This is a genomic window from Micromonospora fulviviridis (assembly GCF_014648395.1).
In the GTDB taxonomy this organism is placed as follows: Bacteria; Actinomycetota; Actinomycetes; order Mycobacteriales; family Micromonosporaceae; genus Micromonospora; species Micromonospora fulviviridis.
Genome location: NZ_BMRA01000003.1, coordinates 600,327 through 608,031 on the forward strand (window position 1 = coordinate 600,327; position 7,705 = coordinate 608,031).

Here is a 7,705-nt window from a genome sequence, read left to right on the forward strand (position 1 = left end):
AGCGTCGAGAACCTGTTGGCGGAAGAGTCGCGGCCATCGGAGTTCGCCGAATTCCCAGTCTTGCCGGACCGTCATTGCGACGGGCACCATGAGGCCCGGTGCAGCCATCGCTGGATGCGGCTGCGGTTGGCTCGGTGAGCTAGCTGACGGATGCCCGGCGAGAGCGGTTCGGGAGCTGCGGGACGCGGGGCTTGATGCCCGGCGGCGGGCTGATCAATCGGGCCGCGGGATGGAAAAGGCGGCCGGTTCGACGGACGGGGGATGTCGTACCTGTGCGGTTACATGGGATTCCCTTCCTTCTTCGACGTGGAGTGAAGAACCCCGGATGAACGTGACTCGCGTCAAGCGACGCCTGTTTGGTCAGTGGCATGTCCAGGGCCAGAACCCTCCGATTGCGGCTGAGTACGGCTTCGGTGGCTCGGCCGCGAACGTGGTCCTCGATGATGTGCACCAGTTGCGGGTCCTGGACAGGGCGGTGACTGCTCGTCAGCGCTTGGACGCCGTGTACGGGTGGTTTTTTTTTCAAGGTGCAGGTGAACGGTCGCCGTTTGGCGAGAGCCTACGGCGATCAGGATGCCCTGAAGATGATTGACGAGGTGTGCTGAGGTCGCGGAACGGCTTCTGCTGGCGACGTCCGAGATTCGCGAGGGCATGGTCGACCGCGGTTACGACGACTGACAAGGGCTGCGGCAGGGGATTAGGGTCGGTTAACCGACAGGAGGTCCGTGCTGTTGAAGGAGCCGAGCACCACTAGGCAGACGGATGTCCTCGCGCCGCCCTCGGGCGTGCGCCGCATCGACACGGAGCCCGATGCTCGCGACCTCGCTCACCGCGTGCTGACTCCGGGGCGGCGACAGTGGCCGGTCGTGGTGCTGACGATTCCGGCGGGGCAGGAGGAACCGTTCGGAGATCCGCACGAGGTCAAAGACGCGGTCGGGGACTTGGCTGAGGTAGTGCTGATGCCCACGAGCGACGTCTCCTGGGCGTTCTCACGGGAGATGCCGCCGGGGACGCAGGTGTACGGAGGTGCGGGGCGCGTTTATCCGCTCGATCACGGCTGGGTTGCCAACCTTGCCCTGAGCAGGTTGCGGTTTGCCTACTCGCTTCAGGACCGGCGACGCGTCACGGACCAGCTGATACACGACGCGTTGGAGGCGGCGCTGGCAGCCGGCCTCCTTGAGCCACGTACGAACCCGCGTCTGCAGCAGCGGTCAGGGACGGTGCAGGGCGTGATTGGATCCCGGGCGCTGGTTAGGCTGGACGACTCGTCGGTGGCAACGGTGTGGGAGGAGCTGACGGTACCCGGCGTCGCGTTGGAGCGGCTGCTCGTTCGGGGGCAGCGCGCTACGGGCGTCTACGATCCTGTGTCCCGGCGATTGGATCTGCGCGAGGCGCTGCTGTTCACCAACCCATCGACCGCGTCGGCTGCGGTCGCGGAGACCTACGGGATTGGTGACGTGGTCCTGGCGGACGTGGCTGCGGTAAGCGATGACGCCGTGAGCCTGCGGCTGCTGCCCGGTGTTGTGGTGGACGTCGGAAGGGATGCGGTAACCTCCAACGCCAACGACACCTTGCGCGGCCTGTTCACCCCGGGGGAGATCGTCGCCTGCCGAGTCGCCGACAACGACCCTCTGCGCTTGCGCCTGGATGACGTCGACGATGAGGAGGCACCGGCAACCGCGCCGAGCCTGCTTCCCGGTGGCCCTCCATGGCTGTGCCTGCCCGAGCCTGAACCGCAGCCGCCCGCCATCCCTGCCGCCCGTCCGACGAGCCCGGCTCCCAGCCCATCTCCGGTGCCGGACCCGCCCCTGCGCAGGCCGACACCTCTGGATATGGGCCCCCGTGGTCGGGTCCCGGTGCCGAGACCCGTGGCGGCGCCGTCGATGGATGGCGCTCCCGGCGGAATGGACGGGCCACAGGTCATCCGGCTGCACAACGAGTTGGCGGCAGAGCGGGCGACCCGGGAGGCGCTTGCCAGAGACCTTGCCGGCCTACGAGGTCGGGCCGCGGACCTAGAGAACGAGCTGGCTCACGCTAACCGTGTTGTCGAGCAGTTGCAGACCCGCTACCGGAGCGCAGACCTCGCTCGCCAGCGGGCGACCAAGCAGCTCAGGAGCGCCCAGAGCCGTAACGAGAATGCACTGGGCATGGACGGGCGGGCGTTCCTCGACGCCGAGGACCAGTTCCGGTTCGAGGTGTGCTGCGAGTGGGTGCGGCGGATCTCCCCTGCTGAGAAAGCCAGCAAGCCACTCGCCGACTATCTGCTCGGTCCAGGTTTCCTCGAGTCCGTCGAACAGTTGGCGGGCATCAGCCGGGCCAAGATCGTAGCCGTGGTGGTCGAAGTGCTCACCGACCAGGTCCATCATCTGGCGGGCCGCGGTGTGCACCAGCTACGAGCCGGCGGCGCCGGCGGTCCGTATGTGCGTCGTGCTGACGGCGCAACCTGCTGGCGGGTGGCGCTGCAACAGGATGCGCCGGCGGCACGTCGTCTGCACTACTGGCGCGCCCCCGACGGGTACGAGCTGTCCAGGGTGGCCGTCCACGACGACTACCGCCCATGAACGTACCTTCCCCCACGCCCACGGTGGCGACGACCAGCTGCGCGGTCGGCCACCTGGAACTGACAAGGAGTGCCGTGAACGAGGATGCTGTTTACGCCGCCGCACGCAGGGTGATCGACGCTGGCCTAGCCGGGAACGGATCGGCCTTCACCCCTAATCGAGCTGTATGGACAGCCGAGGCTGCTGACCAGCTGTATGCCAGGTTTGTTCAGCAGCCGGACGCCGGAAGAGGCAGCTTCGTCACGAAGCTGCAGGGGCAGCTTGCGGCCGCGTCGCCCACGGCGGTGCAGCTTATGGGCGAGCTGATCTACCTGCACCTGCTGCTGCCACGGGACATCGGCGGCACGGCGAAACGCGCCGTGATCAACGGGGCGCTGTCATTGCTGCCCGAGCCGGTCGAGATCCCCACGGACCTCGACACGGTTCTCGATGCCGGCGTAGTACGGGCCGGCGCCGCCTACATGACGCAGCGGGACCGGCAAATCGCGTGGCTCGTGCGGCTCGTGCAGGCCTGGAAGCGCCTGCCGCCCGACCGCCAGCAGGCGGCCCTGCGTGACCCATGGGCCTTCAAGGACGTCCTCGACAGCATCCCGATCAACGGTGCCTACAGCCAACGCAACATCCTGCTGAACCTCGCGTTTCCCGGTACCTTCCCGCCGGTCGCTTCCCGGCGGCACAAGAAGCTGATCGTGGACGCGTTCGCTGACGAGCTACCCCACCCGAGCGGTGACATCGATCGGGACCTGGCGGAACTGCGGACGATGCTGTCGGAAAAGTCTGGGATACCAGTTCATTTCTATCAGCCACCCTGGGTCGACCGGTGGCGGCAGCAGGCCGCGCCGGCTGGCGACGGCAAGGGACCGCGCGGCTGGCTGGTGCGCGGCGCGAAGGTGCACGGACACAACCTGATCGGCCAATGGCTCACCGAAGGCTTCTGCTCCATCGCCTACCCCGGGCTGCCCGAACTGAAGCCAGGCCTGTCGAAGGCGGAGCTGGACCAGCAGCTACGGGACTCCTTGCCAGAATTCTCGCCGTCCCAGCGCGGTCTCCACGTGGGGGTGCTCGACCGGTTCCTCAATCGGATGAGCGAGGGCGACATCATCGCCACCGTCGACGGACCCAAGGTGTATGTCGGCACCATCACCGGCCCCGCCACCTGGGTGAACACCCGTGACGACCTGTCGAACCGGCGGCGGAAGGTTGCCTGGGCAAATCCCGATGCACCATTCACTCGAAACGAGCTGTCCGCCGAGGCACGGAACAAGCTGTCCGGTCAGCTGACTGTGACGGACCTCGGAGCCCATGTCGCCGAGTTCGCGGCCATTGTGGGACTGGACGGCCACTCGGGGGAGGAGGATGCCGACGATCAGCTCGACGTAGCCGAGGTGGAGTTGCCCGAGCCGACCGCCGAACTGGCCGACGAACTGCTCATCGACCGTCCGTGGCTCAGCGAGACAGTTGACCTGTTGCGGGAGAAGAAGCAGATCGTGCTGTACGGCCCGCCCGGCACCGGCAAGACCTACCTCGCCCAGGCGCTGGCCCAGTTCCTCACCGGGCAGGCCGACAACGCCTACCGGCTGGTCCAGTTCCACCCGTCCTACTCGTACGAGGACTTCTTCGAAGGCTTCCGTCCCAGGGCCACCGCCGACGGCGGGGTCGGCTTCGCACTCGAGCCAGGGCCCTTCAAACAACTGGTGTCCGACGCGAAGGACGACCCGTCCCAGGCTTACATTTTGATCATCGACGAGATCAACCGGGCGAACCTCGCCAAGGTCTTCGGGGAGCTGTACTTCCTGCTCGAATACCGCAACCGCAGCATCCAACTGCAGTACTCACCCACCGAAGACTTCGAACTCCCACCGAACGTCTACCTAATAGGCACCATGAACACCGCCGACCGATCCATCGCACTCGTCGACGCCGCCATGCGCCGCCGGTTCTACTTCCAGCCGCTGTTCCCCGGCGAGACACCCCTTGACGGACTGCTCCGCGAGTGGCTGAAAAAGCACAACCTCCCCGCCGACCGCGCGGACCTACTCGACGAACTCAACCGCGTCATCGGCGACCGAGATGCCGCCGTCGGCCCGTCCTACCTGATGACAACCCAGGCCGCCACCGAGAAGGGGCTGGCAAGGATCTGGAAGAACGCCATCATGCCCCTGCTCGAGGAACGCCACCTCGGCGACGGCACCGACATCAACCTCCGCTACGGCCTCGACGCACTCCGCAAACAACTCAAGCAGGCCGCCGCCCCTACCGCAGTGCCGGCACCCCGTGAGTACGCAGGAGAACCGGCGCAGTGAGGCTGATCAGCCTACGCGAGCACCAGACGCACGAATGTGAGCCGGCGACAGCGGCCGTCGCCCAGGCGATGGGAGCCACGAAGCTCGTCGACACCTCACTCACCCTCGACGGGCGCCTGTTGCTGCGATCCGGCTCCATGGTCGGCGCTGCTCGCATCGTCGCCGGCGACGACCACGTGGAGCTGCACGTACTGCCGAAGGTCGGAATCGCTCGGCTACTGTGGCTGCTCGGCTACGCCCGCGACCCCCGCGGCTGGCGCACTGAACCCGTCGGCCTGACCCCCGAACACGACCTCGTGCCCGCCATGGCAGTCGCCTTCGCCACCGCTACGTCCCAGGCACTCGCACCAGGCCTGTTGCAGGGATACCGAACCGTCGAGGAAGCCTTGCCGCTGGTGCGCGGCCGGCTCCGAGAGGCAGACCAACTGCGCGCACGGCCGGGACTGGCCCTACCCGTCGAAGTGCGCTACGACGACTACAACCCGGACATACCAGAAAACCAGATCCTGCTGTCGGCCGTACACCGCCTGCACCGCCTACCCGGCGTCCCACCGGCCACCCGCAACGCCCTGCACCGCACTGCGGCCGCACTCGCCGACGTCACCCCCCTCACGGCGGGCGCCCCCATACCCGCAACCCCGCCCAACCGCTTCAACAACCGGTACCAACCCGCCCTGCGGCTCGCCCGGCTGATCCTGGCCGGCGACAGCATCGAACACGCCCACGGCTCAACCCTCGCCGCCGGCTTCGTCTTCGACCTCAACACCGTCTTCGAAGACTGGTTGACCACAGCTCTACGACACGCCGTCGAAACACGCTACGGCGGAACCATCACCGGCCAGCACCAGATGCACCTCGACCACGACCACCTGCTACCCCTGGTACGGCCAGACATCACCTGGTGGCAGGGGCGCCAGTGCCTCGCCGTCATCGACGCCAAATACAAGTCACCCGGCAAGACCCCACCCCGCGACGACATCTACCAGATGCTCGCCTACTGCACCACGCTCAACTTGACCCGAGGCCATCTCGTCTACACATCGGCAGGAGCAAGACGGGTGACCTACCAACTCACGGGAAGCGGGGTGCGCATCGTCGTGCACCGGGTCGACTTGTCGGCCCCCGTCACGCACCTGCACGAGCAGATCGAGAGGATCGCCGAAGCGATCGCGAGCGTCGGCCACGCAAGCGACGTCTCAACAACCCCAACGGCAGGCCCGGATGCGGCAGCCAAGGATGGCGGGTACCCATCATGATCCAGCTGGTAGCAGACGGAACCTGGCACGGACTCGAGGACTACCTGCACGCGGATGTCCGCAAGCGGGCCGCGATCTCCTACATCGGACCAGCTGCCGCAGAGCTTCTCGATCTGGTGGGCGATGACATGATCGTCGTTGACGGGTCCGACGCCGCCCTGCGAGCCGGACAGGTCGACCCGACCACGATCAGCCGATGGCACAAAGCCGGTGTCGACGTCCGTACATTACCGAACCTGCACGCGAAGATGATCCACCTCGAGGGCGGCGAGACGTACGTCGTCATCGGCTCAGCCAACGCCTCCGCCCGATCCCGCAACCTGCTTCGGGAAGCCGCAGTCCTCACCGACGACGAAGGGCTGTGTGCACAGGTGGCCGAACAGTTGGATGTCTGGTGGGCCGAGAGCGAACCAATCGATCAGACGTGGCTGAAACGGGCTCGCGAGATCTACCGTCCCCCAGCCCACGTACCAGCCCAACGCCGGGCCGCGCCGCAGCCCCGCCGCTTGTGGATCGGGATCGGCATCAACGACCCGGTCCCGGTCCCACCGAAGGCCGCCGCCGCCCGCGAGAACCTCGAACAGCGCTACGGGCGCGGGGTAGTCGACTCATGGCTCATGAATCCCGGAGACGAGCGCGCGGTGCGACCGGGAGACGAGGTTGTACTGGTTCAGGCAGGCCCTCTCCGTCAACAACCGCGCAGGAACTCGCCCATCAGCCCGCCAGCAATCGTGGCTCGTGTCGTCCTCGACGGAAGGAGGCCGACCGCCTTGCTGGTCTGGCCGCAGGGCGCCGAGGACGGCCTCGAACCGCGAACCTACGAGCAACTGCTGGATGCGGTCGACCGGGTCGGCGGGGAGATCGACTGGGACAAGCCATTCCCGGCGCGTTCGCCTACGGCGGAGGCAATCCGAACGCTGTGGGGACAGCGGGCGGCACGATCTGCACGGCATTGAGGGGCGTTACGACCGTTGTGTCGTCCCCCTCAGGCTCACGCAGGAGGGGGTGGCGCGCCGACCGCCTGCAGGGCTGTTGGCCGAGCCAACCGTCCTGCTCCCGTCGAGTATCGAGGGCTATCGCGGCAGTACTGTGCGCGCCATGATCCGGTAAGCCATGATCGTAATGCCCCTTTGCCTGCTCTCCCTCGCTGCTTGTAGCAGCAACGCCGACAAGCCGGAAGCCGCTCCGTCCTCGACATCGCCCGCTCCTGCCGCCACCCCTTCGTCTGAGGCGGCGGCCAGCCCGACCGCTCAGGCCGCCAGCGAGGAGGCGGAACTTCGCCAGGCGGTGGTGGCGTACTCGGACGCCTTCCTCGACGCGAAGCCTACGGCCGGCTACGAGTTGTTCTCGGCCAGGTGCAAGGAACGCGTGACCCTCAGCGAGTTCACCGGGATGCTGACGGCAGCCAAGCAGATGTACGGCAAGGCGATGCCGATCAAGAGCTTCGAGGCGCAGATCTCAGGTGAGATGGCCCGAGTGACCTACACCTATGACGTGCCTGCCCTGAACCAGAACAAGGAGCCGTGTGAACCGCCCCGGGTTTGGTAGCGGCTAGATGGGTTGGGTTTCCGGCTGGGTTAGTCGG

5 protein-coding genes are annotated in these 7,705 nt (G+C 66.7%); all 5 read left to right on the forward strand.

Annotation, left to right across the window (positions count from 1 at the left end):
* Positions 1-725 precede the first annotated feature (725 nt).
* The 5 genes from IEY96_RS11340 to IEY96_RS11360 all read left to right on the forward strand — a co-directional run bounded on the left by IEY96_RS11340 (position 726) and on the right by IEY96_RS11360 (position 7,668).
* Positions 726-2,561 carry a hypothetical protein gene (locus tag IEY96_RS11340; protein ID WP_229791523.1) on the forward strand — a complete coding sequence of 612 codons (1,836 nt, stop codon included), beginning with the start codon at positions 726-728 and terminating at the stop codon, positions 2,559-2,561.
* Positions 2,562-2,635: 74 nt separating this feature from the next.
* Positions 2,636-4,864, forward strand: coding sequence for an McrB family protein (locus IEY96_RS11345; RefSeq protein ID WP_189194753.1), 2,229 nt, complete (start codon positions 2,636-2,638; stop codon positions 4,862-4,864).
* Complete coding sequence (locus IEY96_RS11350; protein ID WP_229791524.1) at positions 4,861-6,120, forward strand: McrC family protein; 1,260 nt, start codon at positions 4,861-4,863, stop codon at positions 6,118-6,120. The genes IEY96_RS11345 and IEY96_RS11350 overlap by 4 nt, the downstream gene beginning before the upstream one ends.
* Positions 6,117-7,076 carry a phospholipase D-like domain-containing protein gene (locus IEY96_RS11355; RefSeq protein ID WP_189194754.1) on the forward strand — a complete coding sequence of 320 codons (960 nt, stop codon included), beginning with the start codon at positions 6,117-6,119 and terminating at the stop codon, positions 7,074-7,076. Before IEY96_RS11350 ends, IEY96_RS11355 begins: the two co-directional genes overlap by 4 nt.
* Before the next feature lie 157 nt (positions 7,077-7,233).
* Positions 7,234-7,668, forward strand: a complete 435-nt coding sequence (locus IEY96_RS11360; RefSeq protein WP_189194755.1) for a hypothetical protein — start codon at positions 7,234-7,236, stop codon at positions 7,666-7,668.
* Positions 7,669-7,705: the final 37 nt, after the last annotated feature.

What these genes read in the sequence shown, in the direction of transcription:
- IEY96_RS11355 (WP_189194754.1), top strand. Translation starts at nt 6,117, where the DNA reads ATGATCCAGCTGGTAGCAGACGGAACCTGGCACGGACTCGAGGACTAC.
- IEY96_RS11360 (WP_189194755.1), top strand. Translation starts at nt 7,234, where the DNA reads ATGATCGTAATGCCCCTTTGCCTGCTCTCCCTCGCTGCTTGTAGCAGC.